General features: G+C 41.5%; 22 protein-coding genes and 1 pseudogene. 12 read left to right on the top strand and 11 right to left on the bottom strand.

Annotation, left to right across the window (positions count from 1 at the left end):
• Positions 1–744: 744 nt before the first annotated feature.
• Positions 745–1,113: a dihydroneopterin aldolase gene (gene folB, locus V7K41_RS20215; RefSeq protein WP_292863749.1), complete on the bottom strand. Its 369-nt coding sequence runs from the start codon at positions 1,111–1,113 to the stop codon at positions 745–747.
• 167 nt (positions 1,114–1,280) lie between these two features.
• Between folB and menD the strand changes: the two genes are divergently transcribed.
• A complete protein-coding gene (gene menD, locus V7K41_RS20210; RefSeq protein WP_334851010.1) occupies positions 1,281–3,035 on the top strand; it encodes a 2-succinyl-5-enolpyruvyl-6-hydroxy-3-cyclohexene-1-carboxylic-acid synthase in 1,755 nt (584 codons plus the stop codon).
• Positions 3,036–3,103: 68 nt separating this feature from the next.
• On the opposite strand, the gene V7K41_RS20205 is transcribed toward menD, so the two are convergent.
• The 4 genes from V7K41_RS20205 to V7K41_RS20190 all read right to left on the bottom strand — a co-directional run bounded on the left by V7K41_RS20205 (position 3,104) and on the right by V7K41_RS20190 (position 4,491).
• Positions 3,104–3,352, bottom strand: a complete 249-nt coding sequence (locus V7K41_RS20205) for a CopG family antitoxin (RefSeq protein WP_334851008.1) — start codon at positions 3,350–3,352, stop codon at positions 3,104–3,106.
• Positions 3,333–3,461, bottom strand: a complete 129-nt coding sequence (locus V7K41_RS20200; protein ID WP_334851007.1) for a hypothetical protein — start codon at positions 3,459–3,461, stop codon at positions 3,333–3,335. The genes V7K41_RS20205 and V7K41_RS20200 overlap by 20 nt, the downstream gene beginning before the upstream one ends.
• Positions 3,449–3,574 carry a hypothetical protein gene (locus V7K41_RS20195; protein ID WP_334851005.1) on the bottom strand — a complete coding sequence of 42 codons (126 nt, stop codon included), beginning with the start codon at positions 3,572–3,574 and terminating at the stop codon, positions 3,449–3,451. The genes V7K41_RS20200 and V7K41_RS20195 overlap by 13 nt, the downstream gene beginning before the upstream one ends.
• Before the next feature lie 92 nt (positions 3,575–3,666).
• Entirely contained in the window at positions 3,667–4,491 is an 825-nt protein-coding gene (locus tag V7K41_RS20190) for a DUF2887 domain-containing protein (RefSeq protein WP_334851004.1), read from the bottom strand.
• Positions 4,492–4,626: 135 nt separating this feature from the next.
• Between V7K41_RS20190 and menB the strand changes: the two genes are divergently transcribed.
• Positions 4,627–5,460 carry a 1,4-dihydroxy-2-naphthoyl-CoA synthase gene (menB, locus tag V7K41_RS20185; protein ID WP_334851003.1) on the top strand — a complete coding sequence of 278 codons (834 nt, stop codon included), beginning with the start codon at positions 4,627–4,629 and terminating at the stop codon, positions 5,458–5,460.
• 130 nt (positions 5,461–5,590) lie between these two features.
• Here the strand turns inward: menB and V7K41_RS20180 are convergent, their stop codons facing one another.
• On the bottom strand, positions 5,591–5,905 hold the full coding sequence (locus V7K41_RS20180) for a hypothetical protein (protein ID WP_334851001.1): 315 nt from the start codon (positions 5,903–5,905) through the stop codon (positions 5,591–5,593).
• 426 nt (positions 5,906–6,331) lie between these two features.
• Entirely contained in the window at positions 6,332–6,886 is a 555-nt protein-coding gene (locus tag V7K41_RS20175) for a DUF721 domain-containing protein (RefSeq protein WP_334850999.1), read from the bottom strand.
• Positions 6,887–7,358: 472 nt separating this feature from the next.
• On the opposite strand from V7K41_RS20175, the gene V7K41_RS20170 reads away from it, so the two are divergent.
• The 7 genes from V7K41_RS20170 (at position 7,359) to V7K41_RS20140 (ending at position 15,753) form a co-directional block, all read left to right on the top strand.
• Entirely contained in the window at positions 7,359–8,723 is a 1,365-nt protein-coding gene (locus tag V7K41_RS20170) for a hypothetical protein (protein ID WP_334850997.1), read from the top strand.
• A 159-nt stretch (positions 8,724–8,882) separates the two neighbouring features.
• On the top strand, positions 8,883–9,632 hold the full coding sequence (locus V7K41_RS20165) for a PspA/IM30 family protein (protein WP_334851186.1): 750 nt from the start codon (positions 8,883–8,885) through the stop codon (positions 9,630–9,632).
• Positions 9,633–9,794: 162 nt separating this feature from the next.
• Entirely contained in the window at positions 9,795–10,571 is a 777-nt protein-coding gene (locus tag V7K41_RS20160) for a PspA/IM30 family protein (protein ID WP_334850995.1), read from the top strand.
• Positions 10,572–10,744: 173 nt separating this feature from the next.
• Positions 10,745–11,080: a thioredoxin family protein gene (locus tag V7K41_RS20155; RefSeq protein WP_334850993.1), complete on the top strand. Its 336-nt coding sequence runs from the start codon at positions 10,745–10,747 to the stop codon at positions 11,078–11,080.
• 59 nt (positions 11,081–11,139) lie between these two features.
• Positions 11,140–12,369 (top strand): LL-diaminopimelate aminotransferase, encoded by a 1,230-nt coding sequence (locus V7K41_RS20150; protein WP_334850992.1) that lies wholly within the window; start codon positions 11,140–11,142, stop codon positions 12,367–12,369.
• Between the two features lie 412 nt (positions 12,370–12,781).
• Positions 12,782–14,410, top strand: coding sequence for an NF038130 family PEP-CTERM protein (locus V7K41_RS20145; protein WP_334850990.1), 1,629 nt, complete (start codon positions 12,782–12,784; stop codon positions 14,408–14,410).
• A 920-nt stretch (positions 14,411–15,330) separates the two neighbouring features.
• Positions 15,331–15,753, top strand: a complete 423-nt coding sequence (locus V7K41_RS20140; RefSeq protein WP_334850988.1) for a response regulator — start codon at positions 15,331–15,333, stop codon at positions 15,751–15,753.
• Positions 15,754–15,774: 21 nt separating this feature from the next.
• On the opposite strand, the gene V7K41_RS20135 is transcribed toward V7K41_RS20140, so the two are convergent.
• Positions 15,775–15,954, bottom strand: coding sequence for a hypothetical protein (locus V7K41_RS20135; RefSeq protein WP_334850987.1), 180 nt, complete (start codon positions 15,952–15,954; stop codon positions 15,775–15,777).
• Positions 15,955–16,819: 865 nt separating this feature from the next.
• Here V7K41_RS20135 and uvrC point away from each other — a divergent pair.
• The 3 genes and pseudogenes from uvrC to V7K41_RS20120 form a co-directional block, all read left to right on the top strand.
• Positions 16,820–18,697, top strand: a complete 1,878-nt coding sequence (uvrC, locus tag V7K41_RS20130) for an excinuclease ABC subunit UvrC (RefSeq protein ID WP_334850985.1) — start codon at positions 16,820–16,822, stop codon at positions 18,695–18,697.
• Between the two features lie 918 nt (positions 18,698–19,615).
• On the top strand, positions 19,616–19,795 hold the full coding sequence (locus V7K41_RS20125) for a replication restart DNA helicase PriA (RefSeq protein ID WP_334850983.1): 180 nt from the start codon (positions 19,616–19,618) through the stop codon (positions 19,793–19,795).
• Between the two features lie 118 nt (positions 19,796–19,913).
• Positions 19,914–20,119: pseudogene (locus V7K41_RS20120) on the top strand (IS630 family transposase); the annotation flags it as partial.
• A gap of 188 nt (positions 20,120–20,307) precedes the next feature.
• Here V7K41_RS20120 and rfbB read toward each other — a convergent pair.
• The 3 genes from rfbB to V7K41_RS20105 all read right to left on the bottom strand — a co-directional run bounded on the left by rfbB (position 20,308) and on the right by V7K41_RS20105 (position 23,232).
• On the bottom strand, positions 20,308–21,369 hold the full coding sequence (gene rfbB, locus V7K41_RS20115; RefSeq protein ID WP_334850981.1) for a dTDP-glucose 4,6-dehydratase: 1,062 nt from the start codon (positions 21,367–21,369) through the stop codon (positions 20,308–20,310).
• 81 nt (positions 21,370–21,450) lie between these two features.
• Entirely contained in the window at positions 21,451–22,446 is a 996-nt protein-coding gene (locus V7K41_RS20110; protein WP_334850979.1) for a glycosyltransferase, read from the bottom strand.
• A gap of 84 nt (positions 22,447–22,530) precedes the next feature.
• Entirely contained in the window at positions 22,531–23,232 is a 702-nt protein-coding gene (locus V7K41_RS20105) for a DUF6391 domain-containing protein (RefSeq protein WP_334850977.1), read from the bottom strand.
• Positions 23,233–23,559 lie beyond the last annotated feature (327 nt).

Below are 23,559 nucleotides of genomic sequence, written 5' to 3'. Positions count from 1 at the left end.
AAGTATGTTATATGTAATATAATATACAATCACTATATTATTAATAATAAATCTTTAGCTGTAATTAAAGAGTTTAATGCTGCTTGACCTACAAATAGCTTTTATATTAGATTAGGTCTAGATTCCGATCTACAAATGTCTGAAAGATTGAATGATGATTGAACTCGTATTACTTATAAAAATTCAGATAAAAATCGTAAATTGGTTTTAAAAAATATCAGTAGTCTTGTAATAGTTTGGCAAGCCTAAATGTGTACAATAGAAAAATTAGTTATGTTGCTCAAATCTCAATAATTGATACATTTTTAATGCACTATTTTAACCTTGCCACAACACTACGCATATTTTACAAATCCAATACTAGCCCTATAGCTTCTGGTTAATACTTAATCACAATTCCTGTCCTCTGAAAATATGCAAGTTAAATGCTAGCAATTCTGTATAAAGATGCGCCAAATTATATAAGGAACGAACCACATAGATGCAAAGCAGCTTTCCGCAGGGTAGGGCGCATTCGCGCAGCGTCTCGTTCAGAGAAGGACACAAAGGAAGAAAGAAAATTTGGCGCAGCCTCACAAAGAAATGGTATCATCAGCAGATAGCAGTATTTTTTAGCTTTTTGATAATCAGCAGGTGCTGGGGCTAATGGCAGGAAAAATTCTCATTGTGAGACACTCCCAAGTTCCACGTAAACCCCCTGTTCTTTGCTAGCTGATAGATATTGAAAAAAACACATTTTGTGAATTAAATATTGGACTTGATTTTAGTCAGTTCAATGCTAATTTTGCCACCAAAGTCTGGAATAGGTGCGGCAGGTTTGCTGAGAGTGACTTGGACTTTTGTTACACGATCGCACTCTTGAAGGATAGAATCTGCAATCGTCGCTACCAATTTCTCCACCAAAGCAAACTTAGACGTTTTGATCAGATGTTGTATCAAGCTAATGACGCTGCGATAATCTAAAGTGTCTTCGATCGCGTCAGTCTTGGCCGCTGTGGAGATATCCAACCATAACCTCACATCCACCTCAAACCATTGTCCTAGCACCTGTTCTTCTGGTAGATACCCAGTGTAGCCATAGCCGCGAATTCCCGTTAAATGAATGCAGTCCATAAAAGTTTGAGAGCAAATTGTGCATTTTGTAGAAAGTGGAGCAAGTTTGCTTGGAGATTTTCTTTTCCAGAAACTCGCGTGGCGGTGATGGAACCCAACACTGCATTGATGGATTTTAAATTGAATTTCCCTAGACAAAATCTAAAATTTAAGATTGTTTTATAGCTATGTTTGATTTAATGCCGATCGCTTATAGGAATGTTAATCAACTTTGGGCTTATATTTTAACAGAGACTCTAAAGCGGTTGGGATTGACTTGTGCCATCATTTGTCCCGGATCGCGCTCTACACCCTTAGCGATCGCCTTTGCTCAACAAGCACCTGAAATTGAAGCGATTTCCATTCTCGATGAACGTTCCGCCGCCTTTTTTGCCTTGGGACAAGCTAAAGCAACCGGACGACCTGTAGTATTAGTTTGCACCTCTGGTACAGCAGGAGCAAATTTTTATTCAGCAGTAATCGAAGCCTTATATAGTCGCGTCCCACTGTTGATATTAACCACCGATAGACCTCCAGAATTGCGAGATTGTCACTCTGGGCAAACTATAGATCAATTGAGATTATATGGAAACTACCCAAATTGGCAAACAGAGTTAGCCTTACCTTCCGCCGATCTGGGAATGCTAGCTTATCTGCGACAAACGGTAATTCATAGCTGGGAAAGAGCGCAAACTCCTACAAAGGGGCCAGTACATTTGAATATTCCCTTTCGCGATCCCTTAGCACCTGTTCCTGATGGAACTGATTTGAGGTATTTGCGATCGCAGTTTCACCCAGAAAACTTTTTCGCAGCAATAACAAACCCATTCCCCATTCCCCATTCCCCATGCCCAATGCCCAAAGAATGGAAGGAATGCGATCGCGGCATTATTATCGCTGGTGTTGCCCAACCGCAGCAACCACAGGAATATTGTAGAGCGATCGCCCAAATTTCCCAAACTCTCAAATGGCCCGTGCTAGCTGAGGGACTCTCCCCAGTCAGAAATTATGCCGAACTCAACCCCTATTTAATTTCCACTTATGACCTAATTTTGCGAAATCAGCAACTAGCAAAGCAGTTAGCGCCCGAAATGGTGATTCAGGTAGGAGAAATGCCTACGAGTAAAGAACTACGTACCTGGATAGATGCAACGCAACCGCGACGCTGGGTAATTGACAAGAGTGATCAAAACCTCGACCCTTTGCACGGGAGGACGACGCATTTACGGATATCTGTAGAAGACATAAAAGCAGAGGAGATAAATTTATCTTTCTCCTCAGACTATTTGCAGCAATGGTGTGATGCGGAAGCTAAAGTCAGGTTAGTTGTTGACCAAACGATGGGGAAAATAGATGAAGTCATTGAGAGTAAAGCAGCTTGGTTAATTTCTCAAATTTTACCGCCAGGAACACCTCTGTTTATTGCCAATAGTATGCCTGTGCGGGATGTGGAATATTTCTGGAAACCGAATAATTTAGGAGTGCGATCGTACTTTAACCGGGGTGCAAATGGCATTGATGGCACATTATCCACAGCTTTAGGAATTGCCCATCGCCAGCAAAGTAGTGTGATGTTAACAGGAGATTTAGCTCTGTTGCATGACACCAATGGTTTTTTAATCCGCAATAAATTTGTGGGACATCTGACGATTGTATTAGTTAACAACAATGGCGGTGGTATTTTTGAAATGTTACCCATTGCCAAATTTGACCCACCATTTGAAGAGTTTTTTGGTACTCCCCAGGATATTAATTTTGCTCAGTTGTGCGCTACTTATAATGTGCAGCATGAATTGATTATTTCTTGGGAGCAGTTGCAACAAAGATTAAACCCGCTCCCAACTACAGGAATTCAGGTTTTAGAGTTGCGGACAAATCGCAAAGCAGATGCAAAGTGGCGACAGGAAAATTTAAGGAAGTTTGCTGAAGATATTGCAATTTAACTATTTCGTTAGGTATGGGCAAAAACTTAGAAACAGTACAGATAGTTCGGCAACATAATTTTAAGTACTTATTCACCTAAAGACCTTTCTATTGCCCTTCGGATATACTTTTGGTAGGGAATACCTTCTTTTTTAGAGACAGTTTTAACTGTTTCTAGCATTTCCTGTGGCACTCTGAGATTTATAGTTTTGTCTTTAGGCTGAAATTCAAAAGTAACGGGCTTAAAGTTATCAGTATGAAGATAATCTGACAAATCCTCATCTAGTAAACTTTCTAATTCTTCATCAGTTTTGATTTTAGGAAATACTTTCTTCATATTTTCTCGCCTCTTTCTCTCTCATGTAACGAGTGCTGATAGGTCTTGTCAATACTTGAGTCAGCGATCGCAATCTCAATTCCAACAACGCCAAAGCTAACGCTTCCAACGTTCCTCAGCAATTTCACTAAATAGTCGTTTTAACAGTCGCAGGACGAGCGATCGCACTCTTTCTTCCACCACTTCCTGATATACCCGCGTGTCTTCCAGCTTTACATTCATCAAAGCTGCAAATGCTTTTTCACTTCAGATTTGTAGCTATAAGAATTTTACCTGAGTGCGATCGCTCTCCTCCTCTGATCTGTGGGTGAAACTTACCCGCTTACTTCACCTTGTAACCACCCTTCTAAGTCAGCAAGAGAGGAGAAATCTAACAAAGCATCACCTAAAGCTTCCAACTGTTCCACCGATAACCCTTGAATCTGGAACAGAAGCGCATCAGGAATATTACCCACGCGCCGGTTTAATTGTCGTAAAACGATTTTTCTTTCTCCTTCTTCCTTCGCTTCCCGAATAGCCCGTGGTTCTTCCAAATTCAATCCCAACATCGCTGCAATCTCCTCTCGACTTAAGGTAGAAAACTTGTAGACGATAATCGTCGTCACCAAATCTATTATCGCTTGCTCCGATTGTTGCCGTGCTTGCTCCAGCAAAAACCGCGCTCCTTCAATTGCTTCCGTTTCCGAAGTAACATTTGTCAGCAACATCAAACCTAATCCCAAAGGTTGTTGTCGCAAATCCCCCAACTCATCCAGATAAACCCGCCTAACTTGACCACTTTCCAACAAAGCGCGGTGAATCGTTGAGTTAGAAGGTTCCAGGCTGCGAGAACCAAAAATTATGACTCCAAACCAGTCATTGTAACGAATAGAGTGGCGGTAGATAAACAAAAACAATTCGCTAAAGAAGCGGTGATATAAGTCTTCGTCCTTCTGAAACTGCACTTCTGCAAAAAAGACGGTTTTGGAAACTGCATTTGCGGGAGGTAAAAACACTCCATCAATCCGAAATGCCGTTTCTTTCACCTCAACTGATTCAAACTGATAGTTTTCCGCTTCTGGGGGTGGTTCATCTACTAATTCAAATAGCAAAAGAGGAAATTGCTTAAATAATTTGTAGAAGATGGTGTCACGTCGCATTTTTATTCCTCAACACCCAGAACCAGATTGTAAAGGCTTGAGATACCAATTTTAGCGTAGGCGTAGCCCACCGCAGGTATCGCTTGTCCCTACGTCCGCGATAAAATTCTCAAAGCAACAGCGCACTCCATACCAATGCAAATTAACTGGCAAACTGCCAAAACCTACGAAGATATTCTGTATCAAAAAACTGATGGCATTGCAAAAATCACCATCAACCGTCCCCATAAACGTAATGCTTTCCGTCCTGAAACCGTCTTTGAACTGTACGACGCTTTCTGTAATGTTCGTGAAGATACTACTATTGGTGTTGTCCTATTTACTGGATATGGTCCACACACTGATGGCAAATATGCCTTCTGTTCTGGTGGCGATCAAAGCGTGCGGGGACATGCGGGTTATGTGGATGATACTGGCATCCCTCGGTTGAATGTACTGGACTTACAACGGCTGATTCGTTCGATGCCGAAAGTGGTGATTGCTTTAGTAGCTGGATATGCGATCGGTGGTGGACACGTCCTACACTTAATTTGCGACCTTACCATCGCTGCCGATAACGCCATTTTCGGACAGACTGGCCCGAAAGTCGGCAGTTTCGACGGTGGTTTTGGAGCCAGCTATCTTGCCCGCATCGTGGGACAAAAAAAAGCTAGAGAAATTTGGTTTCTCTGCCGCCAATATGATGCCCAACAAGCTCTAGAAATGGGTTTAATTAATTGTGTCGTCCCAGTCGAACAACTAGAAGCGGAAGGTATTCAATGGGCGCAGGAGATTTTAGAAAAAAGTCCGATCGCAATTCGGTGTCTTAAAGCCGCCTTCAACGCTGATTGTGACGGACAAGCTGGTTTACAAGAACTCGCTGGCAACGCCACCCTACTTTATTACATGACAGAAGAGGGGTCTGAAGGTAAACAAGCCTTTCTCGAAAAGCGTCCACCAGATTTTCGCTCTTTTCCTTGGTTGCCTTAGTAGAATTGCAAAAATCGCACCTCACTAAAGGGTGCGATTTTTGTAGATATCAACTTTTACAGCACTAAAAATCTTAAAAACAAATCTTATTTAAAGCAGACTATAAACTCAGTCCAGTAATAATGGATGACTAAATAACCACTGCTTTAGTCTTTACCTGTTCAGATATAGAAGCAGTTATTTCCTCTATAGGGGCAAGAGCAGCATTGTCTAAATCTGAGGCTAGAGATTGACAAGATGTTAAAACTGGCGCTGCATCTGGTAAACCCCAAGCATCTTCCAAGGTTTCCCAAGAAGGTGCAAAAGGTGGAAGTGCCAAAGAGCAAGCCTTCCAAGTTGCTTGAACTGGTGCACCCAACAGCTGGCACGTTCCGCCACGGCGACCTTCTGGCTGGTAATGACGGCAATATTTACAGGCAGATGCTAAAAATTTAATAGGTTTCATTTGGATTCATCTTTAGTGCCGTTTCTGGCTGAATTTCATCTTTATATTTTGCTTCTATATATAAAGACGGAGAAAAGCCAAAAAGTCATTATTTTATATAGGTTTCAGCGATCCCAAGGAAAAAATAAACTTCAGGATATTTTTATAATCTTGTTATATATTTAAATAATCTTGATAGTGCTTCCCTATAGATTTGGGCTAAAACTTATTAGGGATCAAGACTAAAACTAAAGCTTTTGATTTATCTAGCCTTTTAATTTCCTCCTTAAGCCATCCTTAAGGCATATAATTCCAAATAAATAGTCTGCTTTACATACCACGTTCGGCATATCTTAGCAGTAAAATATGTTTTTTCTCAAGAATCAGAACTATTTTATGCGATCGCAGCAAGTTTGTCAGGATAAATTCTGCTCAACGAATAATCGCTCAACTATTTTGTTTTGAAAACTGTTTAGCAGCACAGACAGAACAGACTTGCCAGCGTTGGAGTTCACCGGGTGGGGTGGGAGATTGACACTGGGGACAAAGGGGTAGTCCATGCGATCGCGATCGTACGATCTTCGTCCAATGTCCAAAAGCTGCATTTACATCTTTAGTGGGTGTAGCATCAGAGCGGTTAATCTCATCACCAAGGTAACTGGGATGCTCATGGGGCGAAATCGATTGTTGCTGTTTTCTCTCCACTGACGGATTCTGCCAGCCAGCAGTAGAGAAGCGAATATCAACTAAAAGCGTTGGCAGCTTTTTATTCAACTTTAAAAGTAGAGATGTGCGACCAAAAGTCAGGTTTTGCGCCCAAGCAGCACTAGAAGTTGCTACCGACAAAACATCGCGCTGAATCGACAATGGTCGAGTATTTGCAGCAACCACTGGGCCAACAACTTCTGCCCAACACTTGAGCAGGCGTTGAAATGGTTGCTCCTGCCATTTAGCCTGCTTTTCCAGAATCCTTAAAACATCATTAATTGATTTCAACGACATTATTCAAAGTGGTGAGTGGGGAGTGGGAGAGTGGAAAGCAGGGGAGCAGAGGGGACAAGGGAACAAGCAGGGTGGTTTCATACGAAAAAAGAAAAATACATAAGTCTTGATTTCTCGTGAAAGTGGCATGGCTTTTTCCCTCACTTCCATTCCTCTCCCCCACGGAGGGAGAGGCTTTGAAACCCAGTTTTAATTTTTCTTTGCTTGTATGAAACCACCCTAAGAGGGGACAAGGGAACAAGGGGGACAACGGGGAATTATTGAAAAAGTCTCTCCCTTGTCTCCCCCCTCTTCTTCGTCTACCTTGTCTCTTCTCCATGCCCCATGACGCCACTTGCTTTAAGTCGGCAGAGCCGCCCAACGCAGTGGCTCCCCAATGCCCACTCTATCTATTTAAATAATTTCCGCTACTATTGTCACAAAATATATCTAAAAGTTGATTCCAGTAATCTACGTTTGAGGCACAAAGGCAATGACTCAAAACCCCCTGAACGACTCCGGTACTCATCAATCGTCTAAAACACCTGGTTTGAAACCAGCACTAGCAGCAGCGCTAGCGAGTTTAGAGGTGCCGCTAGATCAAGAGTTAGCTCGATACCGACGCACGCGAACTGGTTTGGTGTCATCGAACCAATCCCGTGTTGCAAGTTACATGAGCGGACAACCCCAACCGTTAACTGCTATTCCGACAACATTGGGCGCAACTCAGTCATCAGCAACGGAAATTAAAACCAACGTACCGCCTGCATCTGTACCTGTGAATCCTGAGATGAACTCAGCGCCACCTACGGCAAAAATTGATGTACCACCCGCATCTGTAGCTGTGAATCCTGAGATGAACCCAGCACCAGTTACGGCAAAAATTGAGGAACTAAATAATCTTAATGTGTCCTCCACATCCAATGCAGCTAAAACACAAACTCAACTTCCACCACCCCCACCCAACTTTAATAGCAGCATCGTGCCAGCAATCGTTAAAAATACTAAAAGCGAAAATCACTTGCAGCCAGATGATAGCCCCAAGCACCCAGATGACTATTTAGAATCTAGTGAAGCACTGCTGCGAAGTTTGACAGAAGAACAACCAGAAACCAAAAAATCAAGGAATTCTAGCGACAGTCTGCTATCACCTTTGGGTATTGGCTCCATGTTACTGCTATTAGTGGCGAGTCTTACCTTGGGTTATGTAGTCTTCAATCCTAAAAGCCTGCCCCAATGGAATTTAGGCAACTTATTTAACGGCAACTCCTCTGCTACACCAGAAAATACTGTGGAAGTTGGCAGTAATGTCCAACCTCAAATCCAGCCACCAAGCACATCTATACCCAAATATCCCAATCTAGCTACTGAAGAGTTTCCTGAAGTAAGAGATCCCAATGATGTAGTTGGCTTAAAACCCAAAGTCCAACCAACCCCCCCAGTAGCGCCTAATCCAGTTGTTCCCCAAAACCCCGCAAATCCTCAAGCGGCATTGTCTGACCCCAATACAGCCCTAAAACCGACCAAACCGACCGCCTTAGCACCAATACCGACATTACAATCCTTGCCTTCCTTAAATTTACCTCCCACTTCACCGACAAAAACCTCGCCCAAGCCAATCGCAACCTCACCACAGCCAAATGCAGAAATCAAACCAGGAACAGATGGGTTTTATCATGTCGTGATCGATAATAAAGGCGCAGCTTTTGCCTCAGCACGGCAAGTAATTCCTGATGCTTATTTATCGCCTAACAAAGAATTGATTTATCTGGGTGCTTTTAAAACTAAAGAGCAAGTAAAACAACAGATGAAACTGTTAGAAGCGAAGGGAATCAAGGCACGAGTTCAGCAGCCATAAATTGCAAAAATCTACGATACCATGAGATAACAGTCCTGAGTCAATGAGTGTTAACAGCACTCATTGACTCAGGACTCAGGACTCAGCACTCAGCACGGGCTAAACGCCCCGCTACCGCTAACAGCACTTAGCACTGGATTTCGTGAATGGAGAGCCGACATGGAATTAATCAAGCGTATCCTGCGGGTGATTCGCGCTAATCTCAATAGTTTGGTCGGTGGTGCAGAAGATCCAGAAAAGATTTTGGAGCAAGCTGTCCTGGAGATGCAGGAAAATCTGGTGCAGTTGCGGCAGGGTGTAGCACAAGCGATCGCTACTCAGAAACGCACTGAAAGACAGGCAGCGGCTGCCCAGTCTCAAACGGAAGAATGGTATCGTCGCGCTCAATTGGCTCTGCAACAAGGCAACGAACCTCTAGCACGCGAAGCTTTGACTAAGCGCCAAGCCTATAAAGAAACCACTACAGCCCTCTTTTCGCAGATAGAGCAGCAAAACGAGATAGTCGCTAGGCTAAAAAAGGATATGCGATCGCTAGAGTTAAAAATTTCCGAGGCAAAAACTAAAAAAGATATGTATATTGCCCGCGCCCGTTCTGCTGAAGCTTCTTATCGCCTCCAGGAAATGCTCGGCGGAGTTTCTGCTACTAACAGTCTAAGTGCCTTTGAGCGCATGGAAGAAAAAGTTTCACAGATAGAAGCTCAATCAGAAGCCATAGCTCAACTTAGTAGCGACGACTTGGAAACACAATTTACTTCTTTGGAATCTAATGATGTAGATACTGAATTGGCAGCGATGAAGGTGCAGGTTTTCAAGCAGTCAGAAAACACACAGCACAAAAGTCTCCTAACTGAGGACCAAAAGACAGCACAGCCTCCCCAACAGCAGTTACCCAAAACTCAGGATTCTTGAAGTTCAACTAATTAACCCAGTTTGGCGATATCTTAACAATTAAGAGTTGTTAGGAGGTACTGATTCCAACTGGAAAGATTACATTGAAATAGGTAGCTATAAAAAAGTAAAAAAGCTAACTGTCCAAGAAAAAGCGTAAATCACACAAGGAAAAACAAAGTTATGGGATTATTCGATCGCATTAAGCGAGTAGTTAGTTCTAACCTCAACGACCTGGTTAACAAAGCCGAAGACCCCGAAAAAATGCTAGAGCAAGCCATCCTGGAAATGCAGGAAGACTTGGTGCAGCTGCGTCAGGGAGTAGCCCAAACGATCGCCGCTCAAAAACGCAGTGAGAAACAGTATAATGATGCCCAAAATGAAATCAATAAGTGGCAACGCAATGCCCAACTGGCGCTACAAAAAGGTGATGAAAACTTAGCACGACAAGCTCTAGAGCGCAAGAAAACTTATACGGATACCAGCACAGCCCTGAAAGCTAGTTTAGATACCCAAAGTACCCAAGTTGAAACCCTCAAGCGCAATTTAATCCAGCTGGAAAGCAAAATTTCTGAGGCTAAGACCAAGAAAGAAATGCTCAGAGCTAGAATTACCACTGCCAAAGCCCAAGAGCAACTCCAAGGCATGGTGCGTGGGATGAATACCAGTAGTGCAATGTCTGCCTTCGAGCGGATGGAAGAAAAAGTCTTGATGCAAGAATCACGGGCCCAGGCACTAGGAGAAATGGCAGGTGAAAATTTAGAAAGCCAATTTGCCCGATTGGAAGGTAGTAACGATGTTGATGATGAATTAGCAGCCTTGAAAGCGCAAATGCTACCACCCGCCACTCCACAAAGTCAAGCCCAACTGCCACCGCAACAAGAAACCACTGCTCCTAAATCTAATGAGGTGGTTGATGCCGAGTTGGATTCCCTACGCAAGCAATTGGATCAACTGTAAAATTGACAGAAAACTTATTTAAGCTAGTCCCACACCTGTTGGCTGTGGGATTTTACGTCATAAGTCAATAGTTAACAATCCTAATAACTATGAATTATTGATTATCGACTATTGACGACTTTGGGATAAAGTATTGTGTGTGCCAACTTTGATGCCACCCGATGGAGACTGCAATGAGTAAGGCTGTAATCACCATAACCGATGCTGAGTTTGAAACCGAAGTGTTAAAAGCCGAGCAGCCTGTATTAGTTTATTTTTGGGCTTCCTGGTGTGGGCCTTGTCAATTGATGTCGCCCGCGATTAACTCAGCTGCCAGCGAATATAGCGATCGCCTCAAAGTCGTTAAAATGGAAATTGACCCCAACCCACTCACTGTTAAGCAGTATCAAGTGGAAGGTGTACCCGCCCTCAGACTATTTCAAGACCAGGAGGTTTTGATATCCACCGAGGGAGTCATCGGCAAAGAGAAATTATTTGCTCTCCTAGATACCCACTTAAAGAGTAATTAGTCAATAGTTCATAGTTCATAGCAAATGACCAATGACCAATGACTAATGACTAATGACTAATGACTAACATACAGTTTGCAAAACGTTTACAACCCCTAAAATCGAATGTATTTGCTGATATGGACAGAGCCAAGGCAGTCGCTTTGGCCGCTGGACGAGAGGTAATTGATTTATCCTTGGGGTCTTCTGATTTACCAGCCGAGGCCCATGTCATTGAGGCGATCGCCCAATCTCTTGGCGATCGCAGTACCCACGGCTATCTGTTGTTTAACGGTACCCAAAAATTCCGCGAAGCCGCAGCCAACTGGTACGAACAAAAATTTGGTATCAAAGTCGATCCTCAAACTGAGGTACTACCTCTGATTGGTTCTCAGGAAGGCACAGCCCATTTACCCCTAGCAATACTCAATCCAGGAGATTTTGCCCTGTTGCTCGATCCAGGTTATCCTTCCCATGCTGGGGGAGTCTACCTAGCCAGTGGTCAAATCTACCCGATGCCACTACTGGCAGAAAATGGTTTTTTACCAGTGTTTGCTGATATTCCTGCCCCAGTCTTGGCTCAGTCGCGGATGATGGTCTTAAGTTATCCTCATAATCCCACCGCTGCGATCGCACCTTTATCTTTCTTCCAAGAAGCTGTCGCCTTCTGTCAAAAACACAATCTCGTGCTGGTTCACGATTTCCCCTACGTAGATTTGGTATTTGGAGAAACTGGGGAATGGGGAAAAGGGAGCAGGGGAGAATCACTAATGCCCCATACCCCATGCCTAGTCCCTTCAATTCTGCAAGCCGATCCAGAAAAAAGCGTCTCGATTGAATTTTTCACCCTTTCCAAGTCCTACAATATGGGCGGTTTCCGCATTGGCTATGCCATCGGTAATGCCCAGTTAATTAACGCCTTACGCCAGGTAAAAGCCGCCGTTGATTTTAATCAGTATCAGGGGATTTTGAATGGTGCGATCGCTGCCCTAACTGGCCCTCAAGCTGGCGTAAAATCTGCTGTTACTACCTTCCAGGGGCGGCGTGATGCTTTCATCAGGGCTTTACACCGCATTGGCTGGAATGTTCCCACTCCCCAAGCCACAATGTACATCTGGGCAAAATTGCCCTCACCTTGGAGTGAAAACTCTGTAGAATTTTGTTCCCAGCTAGTCAAACAAACTGGTGTAGCAGTTTCTCCCGGTGCTGGCTTTGGCAAATCTGGAGAGGGATATGTCCGTTTTGCCTTGGTGCATGAGCCACCTTTGTTAGAAATTGCTGTAGAAAGAATGGCTGAGTTTCTTCATTAAATTTCTTCTCAAGCTGAACGCCAAGGATTTTTGGCGGCAAAGTTTACCAATAGAACACGCGGTAGGGGCGCACATTTGTGCATCCCTACCAATCACCGTATTGTACAGAAATTAAAAAAAAAATTAAATGTAACTTTTATAACTACATATTTTATCTTAAATATGTAATTAAACGTATAAAACTCTCAAAACATTCTTCATCTTTTTATTGATAATCAGCAGTAACTTTACCCAATCAAGTCTCCCCGTTTCTTAAACTGGGTTTGTACGCTCAGATACCAAAGACGGCTAACAATGCAGGTCGTACTTTTAAGCAACTGTATTGCCAAAAAGCCTGTAGTCAAGACAGCCCAAGCCTAAAAACGGCAGTAGTTTAAAACTTAACTTCTAAACTGACAGAGACTTGAAAACAATGAAAATGACTTTTCAGAAACTTGTAATTGGTGCCTCAATGGCTATTGGTGTGAGCGCTCTTGCCACTGCTCCAGCACACGCTACATCTTTTAGCTTCGATAATAATGGAGAAATTAACACTTACACTGGTGGCTCAAATGGTACCTTCATTAACGGGAATGCACAAGATGGTACTAAAGCTGCCATCAAAGCTTTGACAGATAACGACCCCAGCTCTAACGTCGAGCTTTGGTATAGTAGCGAAACCCCAGATTCTAACGTTGGCTTCACCGCGACAAAAGGAAGCTACAAAGCCACCGTTAGCAGTGTCACTGCTAATGACTGGAATAGTTTTGGTTCCCAATGGTTAGGCGATTTATTAAGTAGCTACACACCATTTCAATCAGTATGGAACGGGTTTTCAGCTGAGAGCAAATCACTAGTAACTAGTTATTTTCCTTCTTTAGGAATGGGAGATCCTAACATTGGTGGTTTCCAATTCGGTCAGAATGGCGGTGTGGAACTGAAGTTGGTTGGTCACTTGGATGTAAAGACTAAACTTGCAACAACTATTTCTACTAAGGTTGATGAAAAGTGGAATGCAATTAAATCACAGTTTTCTCAACAAACAACTTCACCAACCCTTTCACAAGTTGAAAGTTTAATTCCACAGCTACAAACACAACTGAACGCAATTTCCGGACAAATTGCACCACTGCAAACAAAACTGGATGCAATTCCCGGACAAATTGTACCACTGCAAACACAACTGGACGCAATTCCCGGACAAATTGCATCACTGCAAACACAACTGAACACAACTGTTGGACAAATTGCACCACTGCAAACACAACTGGACGCAATTCCCGGACAAATTGCACCACTGCAAACACAACTGAACACAACTGTTGGACAAATTGCACCACTGCAAAAACAACTGGACACAACTGTTGGACAAATTACATCACTGCAAAAACAACTGGATACAACTCCTAACACTCTAGCCAATGCAGTAAAAAGGCAAACACTGACGAGTCAAATCGCTGCACTAAATATCACCAAAACTCAACTGACGGATCAAATCACTCCACTAAATACCAGCAAAACTCAACTGACGAATCAAATCACTCAATTAAATACCAGCAAAACTCAACTTACAGGTCAAATCACTCCACTAAATACCAGCAAAACTCAACTGACGAGTCAAATCTCTCAACTGAATACCACTAAAACTCAACTGACGGGTCAAATTACTGACTTGAACACTTTCAAAAATGTGACACTACCAGGTCAAATCTCTCAACTGAATACTCTCAAAAATCAACTACCGGGTCAAATTTCTCAACTCACATCATTTAAAGATATACTGACTCTGCAAGTTGCATTAGATGCATATGAAGGTGAAATTGCGGCTAGTGAGATTGCTAAAGTAGTTACTGGTGGTCAAACTTACTATGCCTATAGCTTTAACCCCACTGCATCCGGTATTACTGCTTCTGATGATGGTGTATCTTACAGTGCGATTTATACTTGGAGAACACCTAAGTATGTCCCTCACTCAGTACCAGAACCCTCAGTAGTATTTGGTATTTTAGGTGTTGCTGGTATCTTTGTTGCACAACGCAAGTTAAAAAAAGTCTCTGGTTGAAACTCCGGTTTCCATTCCAAAAAATAAGTAAAGGAGCAAAATTGCTCCTTTTTTTTACTTTTAATGTTTTTTCTGTATTATTAGACTTATCCGCAAATGAGTATAAAAGTCTTGTATAGCAAGGATAAAAACCTAATTTTTGGATCAGTCTATTGTAGTTACTTGTGGTCAAACCTACTACGCTTACAGCTTTAACCCTACTGTGTCAGGAATTACAGCCTCTGATGAGCAACAATGCATATTACACTTGGAACATACCTGGATATATCTCCTTCAAGTTCAGTTCAAGAACCATCAGTAATGTTCGGTTTGCTGGCGTCTTTATAACGAACGCAATGCAAATTTAAAAAAGCATCTATTCAAAATTGTGGGTTAAAAACTACAAATAAGTAAGGGAGCTAATATAACATCTCCCTTTTTTGATGAATATTTTCTTGCAGCTAGAAAATAATTTAATCTTCTAAGTTATAGTGTTTCTAAAAATATTTGCAAAAAATAAATCGGTTGCAAGATTTTATATCTGTATACCCCTACCAACTTTATTTGTTTGCAATATGGATATCGTACAATGGTATTACTTATCCTTACATCTTTAAGAAGGGCAATTCCCATAGTATTAGTTTCAGTATTACTTAAGTAGTTTTACTCATAAAAGTTAGGCAATTAAATTTGTAAAACAGATGTTAACTTAATACTCTAAATTATAAAAAATTCGTAAAAAAAGCTTAAATTTTTATTGAATTATCCTTAAATGATACTATTATTAAAGGATTGGAGTGCAGCTAAATTTATTTATTCAGATATTTGATTAGATTACATAAGTACAATTTTTATTTGTTTCACTGTTTAAATGCACTACTGTTTTAGTTTATGGTAATAATTGTTGATTTTTCATCAAGAGCATCAGATAATAGGTAGCAATGACAGTACAATTATTCAATATAAATCAGCCATTGCAGTCACACAAAGTTAGACGAATTTTGCTAGTTGAAGACCATTACCTCAATCGGATGTTACTTAGTGACTATCTAAGTTACTGTGGGTATGAAGTACAAAGTTTATCAGAAGGCTCTGCTTTTTTCTCAACCATTGAGAAATTCGAGCCAGATTTAATGTTATTGGACTTGAAATTGCCAGATATTGACGGTTATTCACTCTTAAAACAAGTCCAGCAAAAACCTGATTTGTCAAAAATACCTATCATTGTGGTTTCAGCCTTTGCTTTTAAAGCAGATCAAGAACTAGCTCTGAGTTTGGGCGCACGCAGCTATTTTGTCAAACCTTTAAAACTCAAGGATCTCATCCTTGCAATTGAAGAACAATTTACTTGTCGGCACAGATAAACTTTTTTGCTGGGCGTGTATTTATTCCGCTTTTTGGTCAGCAATAAACTCTTCAACGCACTCGCTAAGAGTTTGTACAGAACTGCCAATTGTTAAAATTTTCTGTTGTACTTGCGCTAATAATAAAACTGCTGTTTGCAGTTCATTGAGAGTTTCAGCCATAGCCTCACGATACTGGATTTCAAAATCTTGTAAATTCATAATTTAGTTCTCGTCTGAAATCATCATAATAAATATATTCTCAATCATAATCGTAAATTTAACTGACTAAATCCGTTGATTTGCTTAATATTATAATTTCAATAAATAAACATAAATAGTATCAATAAATAAAAATTTTATGTAATATTTATACAAGCAATAAACAAGCAAATTATTTATTAATAAAAATATAAATTAATCCAAAAATATTATCATCTACTCTAAAATATAAAGTTTCAAATAATAAAATTTTATCAATTTAAAAATATTAATTATAAATTCAAAAAGCAAAGTTTTTATTCTGACAGTAGCAGCCAATGACTAAGGTCGCAGCTAGACAAACTCTCGTCGGTTTCAAAGTTCTAATGCTTGCAGTAAGTTTTCTTGCGAACCTCTAGCTTGAAAGCCGAATATGGCGGTTCTCGTTTGAGTGCAGTACAGTTTTGACCTCACTTCCATTCCTCTCTCCTAAGAGGAGAAAGGCTTTGAATTTTACTCGCCTTCCTTGCTAGGGAAGGGGTTGGGGGTTAGGTCTGTATTGGACTCAACTGTAAACCGTTATAAGTGACTACAGCAGACTTCTCTTTGTGCAGACTAAGCCTACCTGGATTGATGCTGTTGGCGGGTAGGTAGGGCTTGTCCCGTGCTGTTAGCTTTCTTCTCTACGAGAGGCTGCGCCAACGGGGCGTTTAGCCCGTGCTGAGTTAGGAGTTATTATTCTTCGCTAGTCCCCAGCCTCTCTTTCATCTGTTTTGGTATATGCCATTCATGACTGCTACTTTATATTTACTTGATAAATAATTTGTTAAATCGGCACGAAAAAATAATTTTTCTTAAAATAGAGAAAGATTACCTAATTTTGGTTGTGACAATATCTACTCAAATATTACCACTGGTTAAAGAGCCAGAACGACTAGAAAACCGTCTAGCCGAAATTCCACCGGAACCGGGAATTTATTTCATGCGGGACGGGAGCGATCGCATTATATATATAGGTAAATCACGTAAGTTGCGATCGCGTGTCCGTTCCTATTTCCGGGATGGCTACAACAAGAGTGAACGTATCGCCACGATGGTCAAGTTGGTGACAGAAATTGAATTCATCGTTACTGATACAGAAGCCGAAGCTTTAGCGCTAGAAGCCAATTTGATCAAGCAGCACCAGCCATACTTTAACGTGTTGCTCAAAGATGATAAAAAATATCCCTATCTCTGCATTACTTGGTCAGAAGATTATCCGCGAATTTTTATTACCCGTAAACGCCAATTCGGTAAAGAAAAGGATAAATTTTACGGCCCTTATACTGATGCTGGTTTATTGCGAGAAATTGTCCGCATCTGCAAGCGCATCTTCCCACAACGACAACGACCTCAACCACTTTTTAAAGACCGCCCTTGCTTGAATTTTGATTTAGGGCGTTGTCCGGGTGTGTGTCAACAGATGATTTCACCAGAAGAATATCGCAAAATTGTCCAAAAAATAGCGATGGTTTTTCAAGGTCGAACTCAGGAACTGATTGATATTTTGACTCAACAGATGAACGCAGCTGCTGAGAACTTGAATTTTGAGTCAGCGGCGCGGATTCGCGATCAAATTTCTGGGTTAAAGTCGTTGACAGCCGACCAAAAAGTTTCGTTACCAGATGATACTGTTTCACGGGATGCGATCGCACTGGCAGCCGACGAACAGCACGCCTGCATTCAATTATTTCAGATTCGCGCTGGGCAATTGGTAGGACGTTTAGCCTTTGTGGCGGATACTCACGCAGAACCGGGAGCTATTTTACAACGAGCTTTAGAGGAACATTATCAAACTGCTGACTCCGTGGAAATACCCTTAGAAATTTTAGTACAGCATGAGTTACCAGATGCGGAGATATTGGCGGATGTCTTAACTCAACGTAAAGGAAAAAAAGTCACGATTTTGACTCCTTTACGCCAAACTAAGGCAGAATTAATTGAGATGGTTGAGCGAAATGCTCAGTATGAATTGCAAAGAATGCAGAAATTTGGCGATCGCAATCACCAAGCAATGCAAGATTTAGCCGCCATCCTCGATTTACCAGATGTACCCCACCGCATTGAAGGTTATGACATTTCCCATATTCAAGGGTCAAATGCTGTAGCTTCGCAAGTTGTGTTTATCGACGGATTACCCGCAAAACAGCATTATCGCCACTACAAAATTAAAAATCCCACGGTGACAGCAGGACACTCAGATGATTTTGCTAGTCTTGCTGAAGTCATCCAGCGGCGGTTCCGTAAATATGGGGAAGATCAGCAATTAACACGTTTGGGTAATCCTGACTGGCCTGATTTAATCATGATCGATGGTGGTAAAGGTCAGTTATCATCAGTTGTCGCCGTTTTGCAAGAGATGAATTTATTAGAAGACTTGCGAGTTGTAAGTTTAGCAAAGCAGCGAGAAGAGATTTTTTTACCAGGAGAATCTAAACCCTTGACAACTGATGCAGAACAACCAGGGGTACAGCTATTGCGGCGGCTGAGGGATGAAGCGCATCGGTTTGCAGTGAGTTTCCATCGTCAGCAACGCAGTGATAAATTGAAGCGATCGCGTTTAGATGAAATTCCTGGCTTAGGACATCATCGACAAAAGCAGCTACTAGGGCATTTTCGCTCAGTTGATTACATTCGGCAAGCGACAACCACGCAACTCGCTGAAGTAGCAGGAATTGGGCCGCGTTTGGCTCAAGAAATTTACGATTATTTTCATCCTGCTTGAAGTGACAACTGCCGTTCTCACCTTGAACTGAGATTGGGGACTAGGAATTGGGTAATCGAAAGGTAGTGAGCCTTGATAGCGGTTCCCATTCAGATGAGATACAACATTATACTGCAAGGTGTAAACGCACAGCATACCGTACCCCTGTGGGTGTATCTCACGGAAACGAGAATCCCTATATAGCGGTTTGCAGTTGAGTCCAATACAGACCTAACCCCAACCCCTTAAGAGCTAGCGTTGGGGAGTAAGATTCAAAGCCTCTCTCCTAAGAGGAGAGAGGTCAAAACTGTACTGCACCAAAACGAGAATCGCTATATATGTTCCCATAAGGGACTTCCAAGATGTTAAAAACAAACCGGTTATCAAAAGGATGCTAAATTTTGCTGTACTAAGATTCGGGTTTAATTACTAGCATTGGAGAGAACTTTGAGCGGCTCCCGAAGTTTCGACCAAAGGAAGCCGCTCCTCATGAAGTTTGGTAGTTTTAATTAAATATCTCACTAGAATTTCATCTGATAAATCCGATCGGCAAATATTAACTAAATCTTAAGATAGAGATTTTGTTACTAAATATACAGTAATTTATGTGTTTTCATTTTTGAATACAAGAACGGCTTTTTTTATATTCGTCTGAAATGACTATAAACAAGGCTCTCTCAAGGCATTAATCATAGGGATCAGTAAATCTCTAAACAGGATTTAATTAAAAAACAATTTATGTATCTAAAGTGGGAGGGTAAAATCACTTAAATTATAGAATAATAGATAAAGATATAACAAAGTTATCAAATCTGAAATTTTGTTTAAAATAATCGGTCAATATTACAGCAGTTTGTTAAGTTGGGTCGAACCAGATTTTTTCCTGGTTTAACTAGTAGCTTTACCAAATAAAAAATAATTACAACCAGGGGTTTTAAAATGCAGACAGTACAAAATATTTACTGCCCAAATTGTGGTAGTCATGCAGAGCGTTATTATATTTTTGATAGTCAATTAACTCGGACACAATGTCCAAGTTGCGATTATTTGATGATTAGTTGCACTCGCACTGGCAAAGTAATTGAGGCGTATGCCCCTGGCATTCATGCACACCGTTAGATAAGAAGAAAAAATTAAAAATTGGAGAATATTTTATCAATTAAGTTATAGCAACCGTCTAGTCTATCTAGGACATAGACTAGAAGTATTCTTATGACCTGCTCTCGTCTGATTTGCTATGGCTAAACCCTACAGTTACGACTTCCACTCTTATGGCGATCCAATCCATCGAGTTAGATGGATTGAAGAAAAGTGAAGCCAGTGAACTTTTCAACATCAGCCGCAACACGATCAACCTGTGGTTGCAGCGCAAAGCCGAAACCGGAGATGTTCTGCCGTTGCCCAACCACCCACCTGGTAATAACCACTTGCATCACAGACTGGGGACTGGGGACTGGGGACTGGGGACTGGGAAGAAGGAATATAAGGTGTACTGAGTTTTTTTCACGCAATCAAATATGAGTCCTATAGCATTAGATAAGTTTTTATTCATAAATTTACAGAAATTACTTATGTCAGCACTTGTTTTTAACTTGTCACTAATGGAATTAATCCAATTTTAGGTGATTATTTTACAGATAATTTTTGCGATAGTAAGCTTGATATTCCGCAGACAGCAGAGGTTCCCACCAATCACGACGATCGAGATACCATTCAACAGTTAAACGTAAACCCTCAGCAATTGTTACTGAAGGTGTCCAACCAAGCTGAGTTTTAATTTTGTTCGCATTAATTGCATATCTCCTATCATGTCCCTGTCTATCTTTGACAAAAGTAATCAACTGCTTTGCTGGATGTACTGGTAAATTAGGTGCTAATTCATCCATCATTTGACATAAAAGTTGGACGAGATTAATATTTTCTACTTCATTATTGCCACCAATATTGTACGTTTCTCCTGGTTGACCATGATTGATTACGACATCTAAAGCACGGCAATGATCGCCCACATAAAGCCAATCGCGGACATTTTTACCATCGCCATAAACAGGTAATGGTTTCCCTATCAAAGTGTTGATACACATCAGGGGAATTAGCTTTTCGGGAAACTGATAAGGCCCGTAGTTATTAGAGCAATTTGTGATAATAGTTGGAAGTTGATAAGTATGATAATAAGCCCGAACTAAATGATCGCTACTTGCTTTTGAAGCTGAATAGGGACTATTGGGAGCGTAGGGTGTGGTTTCACAAAAAGCTGCGTCATCTTTGCCCAGGCTACCGTAGACTTCATCAGTAGAAACGTGCAGGAAACAATAATCAGATGGCTGTGCTTTTGCTTCCCAATGTTGCCGAAAAGCTTCTAGGAGAGTGAAAGTTCCGACCACATTAGTTTGCACAAAAGCAGCTGGCCCAAGAATCGAACGATCGACATGAGATTCAGCGGCCAAATGGGCGATGGTATCAATATTTTCCGTTGATAATAGATTGTCTATGAGGGTGCGATCGCAAATATCCCCCTGCACAAACCGAAAATTCTCTCCACCCTCAACCAGCGCCAAATTCAGGCGATTCCCCGCGTAGGTAAGAGCATCTAACACTACCACGCGATCGTCTGGATAAACCTGACACCAGTGATGCACAAAATTCGCCCCAATAAACCCCGCACCCCCAGTAACTAATAACCGCCGACTCATCCAACTTCCTCTCTTTTCTCTGTATTCTCTCTGTATTCTCAGCGCCTCTGCGGTAGCCTGCGGCAAGCCGCTACGTTTTTATTACTTAAAATATTTCTTCTTCAGCTTCCCATATATCTTCTGAGCGAGTAATTTTGCCATACGTATTTTAGTCAAATCCTTAATATTAGATGGCTGCTGTATTTTATGGTCAAAAAACTCATTTAATTCATCCAAAATAACTTGGAAACGCTTAATAATATTTTCAGTTCGATGCTCAACAAAAAATTCTTCAGACAAGCTAAAATTTACTGAAGATTCAATCACTTTCAAAATACGTTGGACATCATACTCTTGGGAATATCCAGCAATTTTATAGCAATTAAATCCAGGATCTAAGTAATCAGCCAGTCCACCATTGACACTAGAAAATACTTGACAGCCACAAGCAAGAGCTTCCATTGGTTGTAGACCAAATCCTTCACTAACACGCTGTTGTGCCCAGTACTCAGCAGAATCATAGAGGTAAACCTTAGCTCGGTTGAATAGTCCAGGTAAATCCTCTATGTATGAGTCAACAACCAATACTTTACAACGTTTTTGCAACGCTGGAATCAATTCTTTAATTAAATACTCAGAAGACTTCCGAGCTTGAACTAAAACATCAATATCCCGTTCCAAACCTAAATTTTGAAACTCATCAGAAATTTGATTGGGCAAATAATAAATCAGAGAATTGGGTGATTTTTCTCCCCAATATCCCATTGTATAGCGGCTAACAGTCATGATTGGAATACTTGCAGGTAGTCTAAATGGATAACCTGCACTATGTGCATGGTAAACGACATTGTATTGCTTAAGTTTAGCCACGAGTTGAGCTATATCAAATCCCCAACTGATCGCAAAAATTACATCATTTAAATTTTTCTCTTTTAGCACATCATCAATAAAAAGCTTATCTTTTTCGCGTTGACGGTAAGTTACAACATCAGCACTACAGAAATTCTGGGCTAGATTAAGTGCTTTTAACTCAGCCCAAAGACCACCACAGGCAAATTTGCTATCTGTACCGGGAAGTAGGAAGTAAAGTTTTCTCATAATTTTATTAGGGCATTGGGCATTGGGGGAGTAATTTTGAATTTTGAATTTTGAATTTTGAATTGTTTCCCCCTCTTGCTCTCTTCATTCTTGCCAGCCTACTTTAACAAAATGTGCCTCACGCCCCCAAACGTCGCGTGTACGGGTAATATTTTCAATTGCTAGGTTAAAAGGAATGGCAGTTGTTAGGTAACGCTGTGCCACAGAACCTAAATCAGGTGCGAGTTCTGCGGCTGTCGTTGCCGCTAACCCCAAACCTATAAGTTGCTCGATTGGTCGGAATGGTAGCAATAGATGCACACCGACAGCTAGTCCAGCCGTTAAGAGCATTGCTACTGATAAATTTGTGCCACAACGGGGATGTACAGCCAAATCCCATTCTCCACTGGTAATGCGATGTCGAGCAAGTGTGACTGCACGCCGTAAATCACTAATATTTACCTCACCATAGAGGTAGAATCCCTGCTCAGTAGATAAACCGCCTAATAGTTCATTATCTAGTTGAACGTTAGTGGATTCTGCTGGGGCAGAATAGGCGCTTTTTGATTCGCTAAGAACCCAAACAGTAGCATGTTCTAAAGCGTGAATCTGCCGCAGCATCAAAATTTCTTTCAACCCTGGAATAAACGATAGCTGTCTGAGTAAGTCGGCATCTTGTGTGGGTTGCGGAAAGTCTGAAAATTGGTCTTCCAGACTCGGAACTTTCTCAGATACAGGTATCGTAAAATCAAAGTTAAAAAATTCAAAGGGAGACGAGCTACCTTGAAAAGAAGCGGAAGTATTCATTGGAACACTACTCCCAAAGCCGATGGGGCAACATAGATTTCTTTCAAATGTAACGCTTGCACTACTGAATTGTTGCTAATTTTTGTAGATGATTGTTTTGTTGGGGTATGGGCATGGGGGAGCCACTGCGGTGAGGCAGCCCCCGTCTTGGCGGTTCCCGTCGATAGCGCAGCGTTAGCGAGTCCTCTCCCAAGGGGAGACGCTAAGAGGGAACGAGCGTCTGGGGGACTGCCGAACCCGAAGGGTCTTAGGATCTCCCCAAGTGGACCAAGTGGCGTCATTGGGCAGAGGGGAAAGACTTACTGCAACTTCTCCCCTGCTCCCCAA

It is taken from the genome of Nostoc sp. (assembly GCF_036917415.1).
GTDB lineage: Bacteria > Cyanobacteriota > Cyanobacteriia > Cyanobacteriales > Nostocaceae > Nostoc.
This window is presented reverse-complemented; position numbering and strand designations above follow the sequence as displayed.